At 32.2% G+C, this 17,079-nt stretch carries 15 protein-coding genes, 1 pseudogene and 1 other annotated feature (1 of these 17 cut by a window edge); all 16 genes and pseudogenes read left to right on the top strand.

Going from position 1 to position 17,079, the window contains the following annotated elements; genetic code table 11:
- Positions 1-160 (top strand) — a binding site (T-box leader); it begins 86 nt to the left of the window's first position.
- A 212-nt stretch (positions 161-372) separates the two neighbouring features.
- Complete coding sequence (gene asnS / locus HYG84_RS02230; RefSeq protein WP_212380421.1) at positions 373-1,764, top strand: asparagine--tRNA ligase; 1,392 nt, start codon at positions 373-375, stop codon at positions 1,762-1,764.
- A 508-nt stretch (positions 1,765-2,272) separates the two neighbouring features.
- On the top strand, positions 2,273-3,889 hold the full coding sequence (locus tag HYG84_RS02225) for an ATP-binding cassette domain-containing protein (RefSeq protein WP_212380419.1): 1,617 nt from the start codon (positions 2,273-2,275) through the stop codon (positions 3,887-3,889).
- 6 nt (positions 3,890-3,895) lie between these two features.
- Positions 3,896-4,063: pseudogene (locus tag HYG84_RS02220) on the top strand (amino acid--tRNA ligase-related protein); the annotation flags it as partial.
- Positions 4,064-4,221: 158 nt separating this feature from the next.
- The gene (locus tag HYG84_RS02215) at positions 4,222-5,943 is read left to right on the top strand and encodes an FAD-binding protein (RefSeq protein WP_212380417.1); all 1,722 of its coding nucleotides are present in this window, start codon (positions 4,222-4,224) and stop codon (positions 5,941-5,943) included.
- A gap of 415 nt (positions 5,944-6,358) precedes the next feature.
- Positions 6,359-7,684, top strand: coding sequence for a DEAD/DEAH box helicase (locus HYG84_RS02210; protein WP_212380416.1), 1,326 nt, complete (start codon positions 6,359-6,361; stop codon positions 7,682-7,684).
- Between the two features lie 29 nt (positions 7,685-7,713).
- A complete protein-coding gene (gene ltaE, locus HYG84_RS02205) occupies positions 7,714-8,742 on the top strand; it encodes a low-specificity L-threonine aldolase (protein ID WP_212380413.1) in 1,029 nt (342 codons plus the stop codon).
- 28 nt (positions 8,743-8,770) lie between these two features.
- Positions 8,771-9,847 carry an NAD(P)H-dependent flavin oxidoreductase gene (locus HYG84_RS02200; protein ID WP_212380411.1) on the top strand — a complete coding sequence of 359 codons (1,077 nt, stop codon included), beginning with the start codon at positions 8,771-8,773 and terminating at the stop codon, positions 9,845-9,847.
- Positions 9,848-9,881: 34 nt separating this feature from the next.
- Complete coding sequence (aroD, locus tag HYG84_RS02195; protein ID WP_212380409.1) at positions 9,882-10,646, top strand: type I 3-dehydroquinate dehydratase; 765 nt, start codon at positions 9,882-9,884, stop codon at positions 10,644-10,646.
- 83 nt (positions 10,647-10,729) lie between these two features.
- A complete protein-coding gene (locus HYG84_RS02190; RefSeq protein ID WP_212380407.1) occupies positions 10,730-11,578 on the top strand; it encodes a metallophosphoesterase in 849 nt (282 codons plus the stop codon).
- 99 nt (positions 11,579-11,677) lie between these two features.
- Positions 11,678-11,848 carry a hypothetical protein gene (locus HYG84_RS02185; RefSeq protein ID WP_212380405.1) on the top strand — a complete coding sequence of 57 codons (171 nt, stop codon included), beginning with the start codon at positions 11,678-11,680 and terminating at the stop codon, positions 11,846-11,848.
- 60 nt (positions 11,849-11,908) lie between these two features.
- Entirely contained in the window at positions 11,909-13,198 is a 1,290-nt protein-coding gene (locus tag HYG84_RS02180) for a dihydroorotase (protein WP_212380403.1), read from the top strand.
- Between the two features lie 44 nt (positions 13,199-13,242).
- Positions 13,243-14,169 carry an orotidine-5'-phosphate decarboxylase gene (gene pyrF, locus HYG84_RS02175; RefSeq protein WP_212380401.1) on the top strand — a complete coding sequence of 309 codons (927 nt, stop codon included), beginning with the start codon at positions 13,243-13,245 and terminating at the stop codon, positions 14,167-14,169.
- Between the two features lie 16 nt (positions 14,170-14,185).
- The gene (locus HYG84_RS02170) at positions 14,186-14,959 is read left to right on the top strand and encodes a dihydroorotate dehydrogenase electron transfer subunit (RefSeq protein WP_212380399.1); all 774 of its coding nucleotides are present in this window, start codon (positions 14,186-14,188) and stop codon (positions 14,957-14,959) included.
- A complete protein-coding gene (locus tag HYG84_RS02165) occupies positions 14,952-15,866 on the top strand; it encodes a dihydroorotate dehydrogenase (RefSeq protein WP_212380396.1) in 915 nt (304 codons plus the stop codon). Before HYG84_RS02170 ends, HYG84_RS02165 begins: the two co-directional genes overlap by 8 nt.
- A 52-nt stretch (positions 15,867-15,918) precedes the next feature.
- On the top strand, positions 15,919-16,506 hold the full coding sequence (gene pyrE, locus HYG84_RS02160) for an orotate phosphoribosyltransferase (protein ID WP_212380394.1): 588 nt from the start codon (positions 15,919-15,921) through the stop codon (positions 16,504-16,506).
- Positions 16,507-16,609: 103 nt separating this feature from the next.
- Complete coding sequence (locus HYG84_RS02155; protein ID WP_212380392.1) at positions 16,610-17,053, top strand: hypothetical protein; 444 nt, start codon at positions 16,610-16,612, stop codon at positions 17,051-17,053.
- The last annotated feature ends 26 nt before the right edge of the window (positions 17,054-17,079 follow it).

The raw sequence follows: 17,079 nt of genomic DNA, 5'->3' as shown, positions 1-17,079 counted from the left end.
AAGAACATCTCTGAGTTTCTAACCGAAAGCTTATTGCAAGTAGACTTAGACGGAACCACACCGTTATTTGGTGGACAGTATAATTGTTGTACTGATATGGAGCCGGTCATGTATATGACAATTAGGGTGGTACCGCGAAGATATAGCCTTCGTCCCTTTATTACTAGAGGGATGAGGGTTTTTTTTATGACCTAACCCAATTTGCAAGGCAAATTGCTGGTAGGTCAAACGCAATGAGCACCAAATTTATGCGACTACAGGGAGCAAATAAATTTGAGATGCGAAACTGCGTATTATATGAGCTTAGAGGAGTATTATATCTTAAAAAATAAGTTTACAATAATAAATATAATTGAAAGAGGAGGAAGAATTATGAAATCTATACTTATTAAGGATATTTATCGCAACACAGACAAATATGCAGGTCAAACAGTAGTAATTGAAGGCTGGATTAGAACATTAAGAGCATCAAAGGCATTTGGATTTATCGAAGTAAATGACGGGAGCTTTCTAAAAAATATTCAAGTTGTATTTGAGGAAGGTTTAGAAAATTTTGCTGAAGTATCAAAGCTTTCTATTAGTACATCTATAAGAGTAGAAGGAAAACTAGAGGTAACGCCTAATGCTAAACAACCTTTTGAGATTAAGGCAACAAGTATTGTTGTAGAAGGTAATTCAGATAACGATTATCCCCTACAGAAAAAGAGACATTCCTTCGAATTTTTAAGAGAGATTGCCCACTTAAGACCTAGAAGTAATACTTTTTCAGCAGTATTTAGAATTCGTTCTTTAGCTGCTTTTGCAACTCATAAGTTTTTCCAAGAAAAAGGCTTTGTTTACACACATACTCCTGTTATTACAGCTAGCGATGCGGAAGGTGCAGGAGAGATGTTTAGACTTACAACATTAGATGCTAAAAACCCTCCAGTGGATGAACAGGGTAATGTTGACTTTACAAAGGATTTCTTTGGAAAAGAAGCGCATTTAACAGTTAGTGGCCAGCTACAAGGAGAAGCTTATGCATTAGCATTTAGAAACATATATACATTTGGACCAACATTTAGAGCAGAAAACTCTAATACGACTAGACATGCTTCAGAATTTTGGATGATAGAACCAGAAATGGCCTTTGCAGATTTAGATGATAACATGGAAATGGCAGAGGAAATGCTAAAATATATTATTAACTACGTATTGGAAAATGCACCAGAAGAAATGGAATTTTTCAATAGCTTTGTTGATAAGGGGTTATTAGATAGACTAAATAATGTAGCAACTTCAGACTTCGGTAGAATTACTTATACAGAGGCTATTGAGCTTTTAAAGAAATCTGGAGAAGCCTTTGAATATCCTATAGAGTGGGGTAGTGATCTACAAACAGAGCATGAAAGATATTTGACAGAAAAAGTATTTAAAAAGCCTTTATTTGTAACAGATTATCCAAAGGATATTAAAGCTTTTTATATGAAGCTAAATGAAGATGGCAAAACAGTTGCAGCAATGGATTTATTAGTACCAGGTGTTGGAGAGATTATTGGTGGAAGCCAAAGAGAAGATAACTTAAAGATACTTGAAGAAAAAATGGACGCTATGGGTCTCGATAAGGAAGAATATTGGTGGTATTTAGAACTTAGGAAATATGGTAGTACAAGACATGCTGGATATGGTCTAGGTTTTGAAAGAGCTATTATGTATTTAACAGGAATGACTAACATTAGAGACGTTATTTCTTTCCCTAGAACACCTAAATCAGCTGAATTTTAATCCTTCTATTATACATCTTTAAGCAATATAATATGTTAAATCAATATACAATAAAATAAGATAATTTTAATAAGGTTACTGCTAAAATCTATTTAGTGGTGACCTTTTTTCTTTTTTATAAAGAAGATTAGTGGTGGAATAGTCTGCATATAGAATAAAACATGTCGTTGTTTAAGGTAATTTGACGAACGCTTTTAAAAGGAAGTATAGATATTAAGTTGAATATTTAACATTAAATATGGTTATCATGTATTCTTTAAAACAAAAAACTAAATTTTAATTACGATGAAAGAAATGCACTTTCTGTATTAAATCTTTTATATAAACAAGAAACTGTTAATGAAGTGTTTTCTGATTTTAAATTAAACGATAAAGTTGTATGGGAAGTGAATTTATCTTATTATGAATGTGAAAAATGCAAATTTTATGAGTTATGTACTCATCATTTAGAAATTAAATTATTAAATAAAATAATTGATGTTAAGATAAAATTTAATGAGGTGCTATAATGAACCCAAAAAAGTTAATTATAAAACATTTAAATAAAATTATTCTCATTACAATTTTAATTGTAGTATCAACAGTTTTAAATATAAGTGGTCCAATAATTTTAAAACGATTAATTTCGGAGAATGATTCAGATAGCATAGAATTATTTAATTTGTTAATATATTTTTTGATTATTACATTGTATTATTTAAGTTTGTATATTTTTTCAAAGCTACAAACTAATTTTTCAAAAAAATTTAAAGAACAAGAGACCTTAGAGCTATATAGAAGTGTTTTCAAAATGGATTATGAAACATTATTAAAAAGCCAAATGACATATTTAGTTTCAAGGATAAAATCTGTGGTAGATAGCTTTTTTTCTATTGTTGGGCAAGGACTTTCAAGAATTTTAGCATTGGGAATAACATTAGTTACAATTATTATAATAATGTCAACTTATAATAAATACCTTGCATTACTATATATAATAGTAATTCCAATTAATGTTTTGGGTTTTAAGAGAATTAATAAGAAACTCACTGCTCGAAGCTCAGAGTTACAGCATGTTTGTGCAGATAATTTCAAAAATATAATATCTTTTATGTCAAACTATGAGTATATAAAACAAGCACAAAGTGATGAGGTTTTATATCAATATTTGAGCGAGTATGTAACTCGTATAGAAAATGAAAACTCTAAGCTTCAACATTATGCAAAAACTATTGGCTTATTTTTGGAGTATCTTCTAAAATTAGTAGAAGTATGCATTTTTATGTTTATAGTGTATCTGTTCACTAAGGGGACAATTGATGTATCTGTTTTTATAATGTTAAATTTATTGAATAGTATATTTTATTCTTCTTTAAAATCAATAAATGAAGTAAATATTAATCTTAGAGATATAAAAGCATCTTTTAATTTTGTTAATGATCTTATATTACAAAATCAAGAGGTAGACAATGGAAATCTAGTATTACAAGAAGTTGAAAGTATTAGAATTGATGTGAATGATTTAAAATATGGAAAAAATTTATTGATACAATCAGGAAATTTAAATGCAGAAAAAGGAGATAAAGTAGCTATAATAGGAGCCTCTGGAGTAGGCAAATCATCTCTATTAAAAATGATACCGCGTTTGATTAGTAGTAATACTACACGTATATTAATAAATAATATACAAATAGAGCAGATCACGTTAACTTCTTTAAGAAAAAAAATACTTTATTTATCTCAAACACCTAATATATTTCCAATAACTATTAAAGAAAACTTGTGTTTGGAAAATACTAATTTAGCAGATAAAGTCATATCATTAAAAACCTTTGAAAAATTTAACAATTTAGAAAATGGATTAGATACTTTAGTTGTAGAAGGGGCAGCAAACCTTTCTGGTGGCGATAGACAGAAAATCGTATTAGGACGTTTAATGAATTCTAATTATGATGTAATTATTTTAGATGAAGCCACTAATTCAATCGATGAAGAAACATCAGATGAATTAATTCAAAAAGTTTTTGAAATTTTTAACGATAAAATAATTTTTATAATTACTCATAATGAAAATATAGCCGAAAAATGTAATAAAAAGTATAAAATTGATAATAAAATTATTGCTGAAGTTGCAACGAATGAATAAGGGGTGAACTATTGGTGGTATTTAGAACTTAGAAAATATGGTAGTACAAGATATGCTGGATATGATCTAGGTTTTGAAAGAGCTACTATGTATTTAACAGGAATGACTAACATTAGAGACGTTATTTCTTTCCCTAGAACACCTAAATCGGCTGAGTTTAAATTTTTTTATTAGAAAGCACTCTGAAAAATCAGGGTGTTTTTTTATTTTTAATATTGTGAAATAGACAAAGGGTGCTGTTGGAATTTTTGGTAGGTGTTGTTGAAATTTAAAGTTAACCATGTTACAATGATATTGATATAAATTTAACAAAAATGACTAGGAGGATAGACATGAAAAAATTTATTCTATGGTTACTTACAATTTCTTTAATCTTTACAGTTGGATGTACGTCAAATAAGGTTAGCTCAAATGAAATCAATACAGAATCAAATTCTGGAAGTTCAAACAATTCATATGAAGGTAAGGGTACGGGCTATGGCGGTGAAATTAAGCTTGAGTTAATTACAGAAGGAAATAAGATGGTTGATATAAAAATAACATCAGATGCAGAAACTAGCCCTGTAATGACTAGAGCATTTCCTGTTATAAAAGAAAGGATTTTAGAAGCTCAAAGTCCTATAGTAGATAGTGTAAGTGGAGCTACTTATACTTCTTTGGGAATTAAAACGGCTGTTGCTGAAGCTGCTAAAGGATATGGACAAGATTTTGGTAAAATCACTTTTGATACCCAAGGACCAGAAACTGAGCGCAGGGAACTAGAACCAGTAAAAACTAAACTACTTGTTGTAGGAGGTGGTCCTGCTGGACTTGCAGCTGCAATAAGTGCAAAGGAATCAGGAGTAGATGATATTATATTGATTGAAAAATTAGATATTTTAAGTGGTAATGGTAAATTTGATATGAACTTCTTTGATATGATTAATTCAAAAGCACAAAAAGAAAATGGAATTAATATTACAGCAGAGGATTTTATAAAAGGAAAAGAATCAGTTGCCGACTCTAAAGAACGTGTGACAGTATGGGCACAAGGTGCAAGTGAGGTAGATGAATGGTTAAGAAGCTTTGGCGTTAATTTAAACTATAGTTATGGCGAAACTAACCATATGGCAGAAAGTGATGCCTATGCTGGAGAACATATTCAAGATGGCATGGAAAAAAGAGTTAAAGAACTTGGTATAGATGTTCGTACTGGTACAAAAGGTTTAGACTTAATTTTTGATGGCAATAAGATTGTTGGTGTTAAGGTTCAACATAAAAATGATTGCTATGACATCTTAGCTGATGCTGTAATTCTTGCAACTGGTGGGTTTTCAGCTAATAAAGAACTATTAGCAAAGTATGCACCTGGTGCTGAAATAGTTGAAACCTCAAATCAAATGGGAGCTACAGGAGACTTTATCTCAGTATTTGAAAAAAATAATCTTCAATTAGAAAATATGGATGTACTTTCTGTATTCAAGATGATTATTAAAGGAAGAAGAGATCTTACTGGAGCAGGAGATGGGTTTATTTTCGTGAATGAAAATGGCGAGAGATTTGTAGACGAAACATCTAGTGGTCTTGAATTAGCTTATACAATATTAGAGCAACCTAATGGAAAAGTTTACTACATTTATGACCAAAGACTTTATGAATCTTTTTATAGACTAAAGAAACATAATGATTTAGGTTATCATGAAAAAGCTGATACTTTAGAAGAATTAGCAGAAAAACTTGGAGTTAATGGAGAAAACCTTGTTAAATCAGTAGATACATACAATAAGGCTATTGACGGTGAAATAAAAGATCCTTTTAGAAAAAAATCTTTTGCTGAAAAGTTTGGAGAAAAAGGAACTTACTATGGTGTACAAGTAGAGTCTGCTATACATATGACAAAAGGTGGAGTTTTAGCTAATGAAAAAACTGAAGTTCTGAATACTAGCAAAGAAGTAGTAGAAGGATTATATGCTGCAGGTGAAGTTACAGCTACAAGTGCTGCATACAGTGGTGCTGTAGTATTTGGTAGAATATCAGGTAAGGAAGCTGCCGAATTTATAAAGAATAAAAATTAATATAATATAAAGATATTTAAATATATCAACATATAAGATTTATAGAATTTAAAGGCTGACCAATAGGCTTTTGAGAATAAAGGCAAATGGTCGGTTTTAGACTGTAAAATAATTTATAAATAAAACCTCCGAGTTAAGGTAAAATAAAATTAACTTGGAGGTTTTTAATTTAGCTTATTATTTCAAAGTTTAGTTTTATCACAAAAAATAAGCTGATAAATTTATAAATAAGTAATATAATACTTTATTTATTTTCAAAAAAGATTATTTTACATATTATTTTACATAAAGATAGATTATTATATAATTAAACGAGTAAGCTATGTTTAAGCATTAAAAGTTATTTTGCATAGTTAATTAAAAGTTATATTGTGCATAAGAAATATAATATGAAAATTATAAAGGAGATTACATAATGAAATTAGATTTTTCAAGCTTAGGAATAAGAGAAGAAATACTAAAGCAACTAAATACAGAGGGAATAGTTGAGCCAACACCGATACAAGAGAAGACTATTCCTATTGCGTTAGATGGAAAGGATATAATTGCTCAGGCACAGACTGGTACAGGAAAAACCTTTGCATTTATACTTCCAATATTAGAGAAGATTAATCCGAATCAAAAAGATGTACAAGCATTAATACTTGCACCTACAAGAGAGCTAGCACTACAAATTACGACAGAAGCTAAAAAAGTAGCAGCTGGAGTAGGAGCAAATGTTATTGCTATTTATGGTGGGCAAGATGTAGAAAAGCAAATACATAAGTTAAAGGGTGGAATGCATATTGTAGTTGCCACACCTGGTCGATTATTAGATCATTTAAGAAGAGGAACTATACATTTGAAAGGTGTAAGTAAGCTAGTTTTAGATGAGGCAGATCAAATGTTGACTATGGGATTTTTGGAAGAAGTAGAGTTTATTATTAAAAAGACTCCACCTACAAGACAATTAATGTTATATTCCGCTACTATTCCAAAGGGAATTCGAGCTTTGACCAATAGATATATGAACAATCCAATTGAAATACGTATTCAAAGTAATAAGATAACATTAGAAGAAATTAGACAGCTAGTAGTAGAAACTACTGATAGACATAAGCAACAAGCTCTAATTGAAATGATAAAGCAACAAAATCCTTTTTTAGCTATAGCCTTCTGTCGTACAAAGCGTAGAGCGAAAGCGTTAAATGAAGCTTTAATAGAGAAAGGTTTTTTATCAGATGAGCTACATGGTGATATGACTCAAGCTAAAAGAGAAAAAGTTATGAAAACCTTTAGAGACGCCAAGTTGCAAATTTTAGTAGCTACTGATGTGGCAGCAAGAGGATTAGATGTAGAAGGTATAACTCATATTTTTAACTATGATATACCAAATGATGTAGAAAGCTATATCCATCGTATAGGCAGAACAGGTCGTGCAGGAGAAAAGGGAGTGGCTATTACTTTTGTAGCTCCAAAGGATAGAGACTTTTTAAATATGATTGAAAAAGGAACTAATCAAAGAATCGAAAAAACTATATATAAGCCAGAGGGTAGAGCGGAATCTATAGAGGCTACCTTTGAGAGAGAAGCTAAGAAAAAGGAATTTAAGAATAGTAGAGAAAAGGATACGCATAGAGATGCAAACAGAGGTAGAAGTTCGGGCAAAGGTAAATCTTGGGGTAAGAACAAGAGTAAGAAGGATTTTGGGGGTTCTAATAGAAAAGATATAAATAGGTCAAGTAGGAGAGGACAAAGATAGTTTAAAAATATACAAGGGGGCAGATTAAAATGAAATTTATTGATTTAAGAAGTGATACAGTAACTATGCCAACTGATAAAATGCGTGAAGAAATGTTTAAGGCCGTTGTTGGAGATGATGTTTATGGAGATGATCCAACAATTGTAGAGTTAGAAGAATATGCAGCAAAGCTAGTTGGTAAAGAAGCAGCTCTATTTGTACCGAGTGGTACCTTTGGCAATCAGTTAGCATTACTTACTCACTGTAAGAGGGGCGATGAGGTTATCTTAGGAGATGATTGTCATATTGTCGCTCACGAAGTAGGAGGGGCTTCTGTTATTGCAGGAGTTCAATTAAGAACATTACAAAGTAATAAAGGGATTTTAAACCCAGAAGAAATAAAAAGTAAGATTAGGGAAGAGGATATTCATTATCCAGAGACTGGTTTAATATGTATTGAAAACGCCCATTCAAATGGAAGGGTAATTCCACTGGAAAATATGGAGCTAATTTATAAAATAGGACAAGAACATAATATTCCAGTACATTTAGATGGGGCTAGGATATTTAATGCTGCTACCAATTTAGGGGTAGATGTTAAGGAAGTAACTAAAAATTGTGATTCTGTAATGTTTTGTCTTTCAAAGGGACTTTGCGCTCCAGTAGGCTCTATATTGGCAGGAACAAAGGAATTTATAGATAGGGCAAGAAAAGGCAGGAAGTTAATGGGAGGAGGATTAAGACAGGCTGGGTTTTTAGGTGCTGCTGGACTTATTTCCCTTAAGGAAATGACCAAAAGATTAGAGGAAGACCACCAAAATGCCCTTTTATTAGGAGAAAAGTTAAGTAAAATACCAGGAATTGAAGTAAACTTTGAGGACATTCATATTAATATGGTATTCTTTAACATTAAGAATACTGGTTATAATATAGAAAATCTTGTAGATATATTATATAGTAAAGGAATAAAGATAAATCCACCAGAGAATGGAGTAATGCGTTTTGTAACCCACTATTGGATAACAAAAGAAAAAATTTCTTATGTTGTAAATACTTTAGAAGAAGTATTATCCAAGTAAGCAGAATAATTAATAAGGAGTAGATAAAATGAGATTACCCAATTTAAAACTGGGAGAATTGGTGGCTTCAGTTCCAATAATTCAAGGAGCCATGGGGGTTGGAGTGTCTCTTTCCAGGCTCGCATCCGCTGTTGCAAATGAAGGTGGTATTGGAGTAATATCTGGAGTTCAAATTGGATTTAGGGAACCTGATTTTGAAACTAATAATGGAGAAGCTAACATAAGAGCTTTAAAAAAAGAAATACAAAAAGCAAGAGAGATTAGTCCAAAGGGCATACTAGGTGTTAATCTACTGGCTGCTATTAATAACTATAAAGATATGGTTAAGGCGGCAGTTGAGGAAAAAATAGACTTAATTATTTCTGGTGCAGGTCTGCCTACAGATTTACCAGAGTTAATTAAAGGAACTAAAACTAAAATAGCACCTGTTGTTTCTTCTGGTAAGGCTGCGGCTTTAATATCAAAGCTATGGGATAGAAGATTTTCCTATATACCAGATTTAATAATTGTAGAGGGTCCAGATGCTGGAGGACATTTAGGGTTCTCACTGGATCAACTGAATGCTGAAACTAAGCCTGATTTAAAGATTATAGTAAAAGAAGTTATAGAGGCTATTAAGCCTTTTGAGGAAAAGTACGAGAAAAAAATCCCTGTAGTAGCAGCAGGTGGAATATTTAGTGGTGAAGATATAGCTAAATACATCAAAATTGGAGCTTCTGGTGTCCAAATAGGAACTAGATTTGTAGCTACCAAAGAGTGCGATGCTCATGTAGGTTTTAAGGAAGCATATTTAAACGCAAAAGAAGGCGATGTTCAGCTTGTACAAAGTCCTGTTGGTATGCCAGGTAGAGCTATTAAAAACAGGCTAATAGAAAGAGTAGAATTAGAAAGAATTCCAGTAACTAAGTGCTATAATTGCTTACAGCCGTGTAATCCTAAAGAAACACCTTATTGCATATCAACGGCTCTTATCAAGGCTGTAAAAGGAGAGTTAGAAGAAGGGCTTATATTTGCAGGAAGCAATGCCCATAGATTAAGTAAGATTGTAACTGTAAAAGAATTGATAAGTGAGCTAGTTAGTGATGCAGAGGCTGCTTTAGTATAGAAGTTATAATATTATAACACGAGGATGCATATAGATGAAAAAAGTGGTTACAGTTAAAGGTATTACAATAGGGGAAGGTTTACCTAAAATTTGTGTACCTATGGTAGGTAGAACTTTAGATGAACTTTTAGAGGAAGCTAACTTTTTGCAAAGTCTTGACTTAGATATTGTAGAATGGCGGGTAGATTTTTTTGAAGATGCCGAAAATATAGATAAAGTAAAAACAGCTCTACAAGCAATTAGAGAGGTTTTAGCCTATATGCCTATTATATTTACATTCCGTAGTGCTAATGAAGGCGGAGAAAGAGAAGTTAGTAAAGAATTTTATTTTGAACTTAACAAAACAATTGCTAGTACAAAGCTTATTGATATTGTAGATATTGAACTATTTAATAAGGAAGAAGAAATACAGACATTAATTGATGTGGCTCGTAAAAACGATGTAGCAGTAATTATCTCTAATCATGATTTTGATAAAACACCTCCAAAAGAGGAAATAATATCACGTTTATGTAGGGCTGCTGAATTAGGTGGAGATATTCCTAAAATAGCAGTAATGCCCAATTCTGCTAAGGACGTAATTACATTATTAGATGCAACGCGTATAATGAAGGAGAAATATGCTAATAGACCTATTATTACTGTGTCCATGGATGGAAAAGGTGTTATTAGTAGATTAACAGGTGAATTATTTGGTTCTGATTTAACATTTGGTGCAGCTAAAAAGACTTCAGCACCAGGGCAGATTTCAGTAGCAGATTTGCGTAAAACAATTCAATTATTGCATAATAACCTGTAGAATTGTAAACTGCTAATAGATTTAGTTTGTTAGCAGTGAATTTTTATATATTTTAGAATAGATATTTGAAATGGATGTGTAAAATGAAAAAGATTCTTTGGATTGCATCATTGTTGCTTGCTGCAATACTTTTCTTATTTGATCAGAATAATAGAATAGGAATCTCTTCTATAGAAGTTAAGGATAGTCAACTACCATCTGAATTTCAAAATTATAAAATACTTCATATATCTGATCTGCATAATAAGCGTTTTGGAAAAAATCAAGAAAAGCTTATGAAAGAAATTGTTGATATAGGCCCAGATTTAATAGTTATTACTGGAGATTTAATTGATCGAAGAAGATACAATGAGGAAATAAGTTTACAGCTTATTAAACAAATTGTAAAACTAGCACCAGTATATTTTGTTACTGGAAATCATGAGTGGTGGTCCGGTAAATGGAATAGCCTTCATCCAAAGCTAGAACAGTATGGAGTAAAAGTATTAAGCAACTCTGCTGAGGTTATTGAGAAAGAAGGAAAATCTATCTTATTATTTGGAATTGATGATCCAGCAAAATATAGTGGAGGTTATTATGAAAAGGACGTTTATTTAGAAGGAGATTTAAAGTCACTAATAGAAGAAAAGTATAGAGATAAGTTTTCTATTTTATTAGCTCATAGACCTGAAAAGTTTAAAACTTATTCTAGATATGGGGTTAATTTAATTTTTTCAGGCCATGCCCACGGAGGACAATTCCGAATTCCAGGTATCGGTGGTATATGGGTACCAGGTCAGGGGTTTTTACCAAAATATACATCAGGTGTATATCAATCAGAAAACTCAAAAATGATTGTTAGTAGGGGATTAGGCAACAGTATTTTTCCCCAAAGACTGTTTAATAGGCCTGAATTAATTGTAGTTACTTTAAATATTGACAATACACTTTAACTATGGTAGACTTCTTTTAACATAATTTAAATAACAATAATCTATTATAGCCTAGTGCCTTTAATTTGGTCCCGTGAGACCAGCAAGGGAGGAATTTAGATGATTACACTTAAAGTATATCCAAATACTTTTTTGAACTGTACAGAAAAATGTAATATACAAGTAAATAATACTGATAATAGCAAAGGAAATTTCTTAGTATTATTTGCTTTTATTTGCAATTTGTTAAATAATTTAATATTTAATTTATTAGAGACAATAAGATGGTAGAATGCCTTCTTGTTGTCTCTTTTTGTTTTGTTAAAAACTGAGATAAGAAGGGAGATAAATATGAAATTACTGATTAAAGGCGGAAGAGTAATAAATCCAAGTACAAACCTGTATGAAATAAAGGATATTCTTTTGATAGATGGACTGGTAGCAAAAATTGAGGATGAAATATTGGATGAGGCAGATAAAATAATCGATGCAATGGATTTTTGGGTGACACCAGGATTAATAGATCTTCATGTACACCTGAGAGAGCCTGGGTTTGAACATAAGGAAACTATAGAAACAGGAAGCAAAAGCGCTGCAAAAGGCGGATTTACTACTATATGCTGTATGCCAAATACAAATCCTGCAATAGACTGTAAAGAAGTTGTAGATTTTGTTAAAAGTAGAGCTAGAGAAAAAGCTGTAGTTAATGTTCTGCCAATTGGAAGTATTACGAGGGGCCTAAGGGGTGAAGAATTAGCGAACATAGAAGAAATGGTAAAAATAGGTATTTGCGCCATAAGTGATGATGGCAGAACAGTTCAAAATTCTTATTTTATGCGTCAAGGTATGAAAATAGCGAAAGATTTAAATATACCTGTTTTTTCACACTGTGAGGATGAAACATTGCTATGTGGGGGTGTTATGAATAGTGGAGAAGTATCTAAAGAATTAGGAATGGATGGAATTTTATCAGAAGTCGAGGATGTAATAATTGCAAGAGACATTGTATTAACCAAAGGTACAGGTGCAAAGCTTCACATATGCCATATTAGTACAAGCCTTGGTGTAGACCTTATTAGATTTGGAAAGTCTATAGGAGCCAATGTAACAGGAGAGGTATGTCCTCACCATTTTACCTTAACGGATAAAGACGTATTATCCTTAGATACTAACATGAAAATGAACCCACCTCTCAGAGGAAAAGATGATGTAGAAGCTATAAAAATAGGACTAAAAGATGGAACTATAGATGTAATAGCAACGGATCATGCACCACATCATAAGGATGAAAAAAGTCTTTCATTTAGTAATGCTCCCTTTGGAATAGTCGGTCTAGAAACAGCGATACCCCTTGCTATTACAGAATTAGTTAAGGAAGGTTGGCTTACACCGATGGAGTTAATAGAAAAGTTTACAATTAATCCAGCAAAAATATTAAATATAGATAAGGGGGATATAAGGGTAGGAAAAGTAGCAGATATAACTATTATAAACCCTTCAGTTGAATACAAAATAGATGTTGAAGGATTTGCTTCAAAGAGTAAAAACAGTCCTTTTCATAATAGATTAGTAAATGGAAGAGTGGAATATACCATAGTTAATGGAGAAATTGTGTACGATAGGATAAAGGATAGTAAGTAAATTAAATTTTGGAGTAAAAATAAACTTTATATGGAGGGTAAAAAATGATAGATAGACTAATAAAGGAAATTAATAAAAAACAAAATCCTACGGTTATAGGCTTGGACCCTAGATTAGAAATGATACCGACTTTTATAAAAGAAGAGTATTTTGAGAAGTATGGGAAAACCCCTAAGGCAGTTGGAAAAATATTTTATAGATTTAATAAGGAAATTATAGATAGTATTTATGATATAGTACCTGCAGTTAAGCCTCAAATAGCTATGTACGAACAATATGGCCCAGAAGGAGTAGAATCATATATTAGGACAACAGAATATGCGAAAGAAAAGGGAATAATGGTAATTGGAGATATTAAGCGTGGAGATATAACTTCAACAGCGGAGGCTTATGCCGAGGGGCATATAGGAAGAGTAGAAATCGAAGAAAAATCCCAGGATATTTATAATCAGGATGCTGTAACCTTAAATCCATATTTAGGCTTTGACTCTATAGAGCCATATATTAAGTATTGTAAAAAATATGATAAAGGCTTGTTTATACTTGTAAAAACATCGAATCCAAATAGTGGAGAGATACAGGATTTAGAAACAAATGAAGGTAAGCTTTATGAAAAGGTTGGTAGATTTGTGAGTAAGTGGGGAGAAGAACTAATTGGACAAAGTGGATATAGCCAAATAGGAGCAGTTGTAGGTGCTACCCATCCAGAACAGGCAAAAGAGCTTAGAAAAATAATGCCTAACACATATTTTTTAGTACCAGGTTATGGAGCACAAGGAGGAAAGGCAGAGGACTTAAAAGCATATTTTAATAAAGATGGATTAGGTGCAATAATTAACTCATCGAGAGGAATTATAGCAGCTTATTTAAAAGAAGAAAACAGATCAAGGTTTTCAGAGCATGAATTTTCTTTAGCAGCTAGAGAAGCCGCTCTTTGTATGAAGGAAGATTTACAAAAAAACTTATTCTAAAATGGGAGAGAGATATATGAAAAAAGTATATTATCCAACTATAATCAATCAAGAAGAAATAGCAGAAAATATATTTCGTATGGAATTGGAATTAGATGAAATTGCAAAAGTAGCCTTACCTGGACAGTTTATAAATCTATATTGTAAAGAAGGCGAAAATCTTCTACCAAGACCCATAAGTATTTGTGAAGTTAATAAAGAAAAAGGAATTGTAACTCTAGTATATGCAGTAGTTGGAAAGGGTACTAATAGTTTTTCACTTTTAAAAAAGGGTGAAAATGTAAAAGTATTAGGTCCCCTTGGAAATGGATTTCAAATAGATAAAAGTATAGAAAAACATATTTTAATAGGTGGTGGAATAGGAGTGCCGCCTTTAATAGAGTTAGCAAAGCATTTAACAGGAGAGATATATGCCTTCTTAGGTTTTGCAGAGAGTCCAATTTTAGTTAAAGAGCTAGAAAATTATGGAGCAAAGGTATTTGTAGCTACAGATAAAGGAAGAGAAGGCTTTAAGGGCAATGTGATTGACCTTATTAAAAACGAAAATATTAGTGGAGATATGATATACAGTTGTGGACCAAAACCAATGTTAAAGGCTGTTAGTATTTGGGCAGAGGAGATGGGTATAAAAGCACAAGTATCTATGGAGGAAAGAATGGCATGTGGAATAGGCGTATGTGTAGGTTGTACTTGTAAACACAAGAAAAATGAGGAAGAAGATTGGGAAAATAAAAAAGTTTGTACCGATGGACCAGTGTTTTGGAGTGAGGAGGTAGTCTGGAATGAATAAGCTAAACATGAAGATAAATATTGCAGGTATAGAGCTAAAAAACCCTGTAATGACAGCCTCGGGCACCTTTGGAAGTGGTAAGGAGTACAGCGATTATGTAGATCTTAATAGGTTAGGGGCAGTAGTAGTAAAAGGAATATCTATGAAACCTTGGAAGGGAAACTCAAGTCCACGTATTGCAGAAACCTATGGTGGAATGTTGAATAGCGTAGGCTTACAAAATCCAGGAATAGAAGTATTAATTAAGGAAGATATTCCTTTCTTAAGACAATACGACACCAAAATAATAGTTAACATAGCAGGTAAAACTGTAGAGGAATATTGCCAGGTAGCTGAAAGATTAGGGGAAGCAGATATAGATATGATAGAACTTAATATTTCCTGCCCTAATGTAAAGGAGGGTGGTGTATGCTTTGGTACAGATCCTTTTATGGCAGAGCATGTAACAAAGGCAGTTAAAAAGGTAGCCAAGCAACCTTTAATAGTAAAGCTTACTCCTAATGTAACTGATATAGTATCAATTGCAAAAGGTGCAGTAGCTGGCGGAGCTGATGCTCTATCAATGATAAATACGTTACTAGGAATGGCAATAGATATAAATAAAAGAAAGCCTATTTTGGCTAATATAGTAGGCGGATTATCGGGCCCTGCTATTAAGCCAGTGGCAATTAGAATGGTGCACGAAGTAGCAAAGGCAGTAGATGTACCTATTATAGGTATGGGTGGAATTATGAATGGAGATGATGCCATAGAGTTTATGTTGGCAGGAGCTACTGGAGTAGCTGTTGGTATGGCTAATTTTACAAGTCCTACTGCTACAATTGAGGTTGTAGATGGTATTGAAAAGTATATGAAGAAGCATGGGTTTAGTAGTATTGATGAAATAAGGAAAAGCTTGCAATATTAATAAGTAATTTATTCAATCTAATTCAAAATAATTATAAATGGAGGAAATTAATATGATAAAGAGAGAAAGAGTTATAGAAATTCTAGAAGATACAAGTGCCTTAAAGAAGGGACACTTTTTATTAACATCAGGAAGACATAGCGATCAATATATGCAATGTGCGCAAGTATTACAGTATCCTGAATATACAGGAGAAATATGCAAAGGATTAGCTAAAGAATTTAAGGATGATAAGATAGATATTGTAGTAGGACCTGCTACTGGAGGAATTATTATGGCCTATGAACTAGCTAGACAACTGGAAACACCAACTATGTTTACAGAAAGAGAAAATGGAAAGATGGTTTTACGAAGGAATTTTGCTATACCTAAGGGAGCGAAGGTTTTAGTTGCAGAAGATGTAATTACAACAGGTGGCTCTGTAAAGGAAGTTATAGAGCTAGTAAAAGAGGCAGAAGGAGAGCTAGTAGGGGTTGCAGTTTTGGTAGATAGGAGTAATGGTAAAATTGATTTTGGAACTAAGCTAAGGGCAGGCTTAAGCTTGGAGGTCTTGTCATACGGTGCTGAAGAATGCCCTATCTGTAAAGAAGGAAATATTCCTCTTGTAAAACCAGGTAGTAGGGGAATTAAAAAGGATTAATTATAATGGGGATGGTTAAATATCATCCCCATTATAATTTTTTGTTGTTAAGTGAGCATTAATAGTATAAAATTGTATTAAATTGTAAGGGGAGGAAAAGGGGATGAATAGGCTATTAGAAAAAATAGAAAATCTATTTGTTATTAATAGAAAAGAAACAACCTATACAAAGGGATTTATATCCTTTATTATAGTATTAGCTGGTGTAGCTGTTTTACCTACTTACTTTAAATATGAAGATTATACTTATACAAAATATAAAAAAGAATATAATACTGTTGTTGAAGTAGTTGAACAACACAATAAGGAATATGGTAGATATCCTTTAGGAGAGCCAATTAATTGGGCTAAGGAGAAAGATTTAAATTTATTTTTTACAGAAAATAAGTTGAGTGGAAACCGTGAACTATATTATATAGATATAAAATTATTAGACGAATTAAAAAACAATAAATATACTTATATTATTGATGCGCAACATGGCAAGCTATATACAAGGGAATTTGTAGTTTATAAAAATCGTCGATGGCATTTTGCATTTTACTAAATTAATAAAGATCTTATACTTTCAAG

Origin of the sequence: Alkaliphilus sp. B6464, from assembly GCF_018141165.1 — a bacterium.
In the GTDB taxonomy this organism is placed as follows: Bacteria; Bacillota; Clostridia; order Peptostreptococcales; family Natronincolaceae; genus Alkaliphilus_B.
The sequence above is the reverse complement of the archived record's forward strand: the minus strand, read 5'-3'. Positions and strand labels throughout refer to the sequence as shown.

What these genes read in the sequence shown, in the direction of transcription:
- HYG84_RS02215 (WP_212380417.1), top strand. Translation starts at nt 4,222, where the DNA reads ATGAAAAAATTTATTCTATGGTTACTTACAATTTCTTTAATCTTTACA.
- pyrF (WP_212380401.1), top strand. Translation starts at nt 13,243, where the DNA reads ATGATAGATAGACTAATAAAGGAAATTAATAAAAAACAAAATCCTACG.
- HYG84_RS02225 (WP_212380419.1), top strand. Translation starts at nt 2,273, where the DNA reads ATGAACCCAAAAAAGTTAATTATAAAACATTTAAATAAAATTATTCTC.
- HYG84_RS02200 (WP_212380411.1), top strand. Translation starts at nt 8,771, where the DNA reads ATGAGATTACCCAATTTAAAACTGGGAGAATTGGTGGCTTCAGTTCCA.
- HYG84_RS02185 (WP_212380405.1), top strand. Translation starts at nt 11,678, where the DNA reads ATGATTACACTTAAAGTATATCCAAATACTTTTTTGAACTGTACAGAA.
- HYG84_RS02165 (WP_212380396.1), top strand. Translation starts at nt 14,952, where the DNA reads ATGAATAAGCTAAACATGAAGATAAATATTGCAGGTATAGAGCTAAAA.
- pyrE (WP_212380394.1), top strand. Translation starts at nt 15,919, where the DNA reads ATGATAAAGAGAGAAAGAGTTATAGAAATTCTAGAAGATACAAGTGCC.
- HYG84_RS02180 (WP_212380403.1), top strand. Translation starts at nt 11,909, where the DNA reads ATGAAATTACTGATTAAAGGCGGAAGAGTAATAAATCCAAGTACAAAC.
- HYG84_RS02155 (WP_212380392.1), top strand. Translation starts at nt 16,610, where the DNA reads ATGAATAGGCTATTAGAAAAAATAGAAAATCTATTTGTTATTAATAGA.
- asnS (WP_212380421.1), top strand. Translation starts at nt 373, where the DNA reads ATGAAATCTATACTTATTAAGGATATTTATCGCAACACAGACAAATAT.
- HYG84_RS02170 (WP_212380399.1), top strand. Translation starts at nt 14,186, where the DNA reads ATGAAAAAAGTATATTATCCAACTATAATCAATCAAGAAGAAATAGCA.
- aroD (WP_212380409.1), top strand. Translation starts at nt 9,882, where the DNA reads ATGAAAAAAGTGGTTACAGTTAAAGGTATTACAATAGGGGAAGGTTTA.
- HYG84_RS02190 (WP_212380407.1), top strand. Translation starts at nt 10,730, where the DNA reads ATGAAAAAGATTCTTTGGATTGCATCATTGTTGCTTGCTGCAATACTT.
- ltaE (WP_212380413.1), top strand. Translation starts at nt 7,714, where the DNA reads ATGAAATTTATTGATTTAAGAAGTGATACAGTAACTATGCCAACTGAT.
- HYG84_RS02210 (WP_212380416.1), top strand. Translation starts at nt 6,359, where the DNA reads ATGAAATTAGATTTTTCAAGCTTAGGAATAAGAGAAGAAATACTAAAG.